Genomic DNA, 529 nt, shown 5'->3' on the forward strand with positions numbered 1-529 from the left:
TCGTTATCGCCGACATAGACCAGCCCGAGCGACTGGTGTGGGGTCTGACTGACTCGTTCCAGTGTTGCCTGCCAGCGTTCCTTGTCCAGCATCACCGGCTGTACCAGCCCGGGCATGAAAGGCCGGTGCTGGACGGGAATCAGGTAGATGCGTTGGGGTTTCGGCTGGTCAGGCAGCGCCAGGCTGCTCGAGGGTTGCTCAACAGTATTGCTATCGTCTTGGCTCATAATGTTGTCACTTCCATTCAGCGTGGAAACAACATGGTGGCGAGGTGCGAAAAATCAATAGTGCGGCACTGGGGCGCCGCATGTTTGATACATCGCAGATCGCTGCGTTAGCGATTAATAATCAACAGATCCGCGCTCAGGACTTTTGGGGTTTTGGTCCGGCGCTCCACGACACGGGCATCCATACCGGCATTCTCGCATTTTTCCGCCAGGGCATAGAACGGCGACCGCCCCGGGTCGGCAATAATCACCTGTTTGACCCCGCTGCGCAGGCCCCGGCGTATCAGATTGAAAAGCACCGG

At 57.7% G+C, this 529-nt stretch carries 1 protein-coding gene and 1 pseudogene; both read right to left on the bottom strand.

Annotated elements, in window-relative coordinates:
* Window positions 1–227: hypothetical protein (locus B3Q33_RS06940; protein WP_286827322.1), on the bottom strand; the 227-nt coding region annotated here is incomplete at its 3' end.
* A 107-nt stretch (window positions 228–334) separates the two neighbouring features.
* Window positions 335–529, bottom strand: a pseudogene (locus tag B3Q33_RS06945) (SAM-dependent methyltransferase); the annotation flags it as partial.

Origin of the sequence: Alcanivorax sp. UBA3183 (genome assembly GCF_002364155.1) — a bacterium.
Classification (GTDB): Bacteria; Pseudomonadota; Gammaproteobacteria; order Pseudomonadales; family Alcanivoracaceae; genus Alcanivorax; species Alcanivorax jadensis.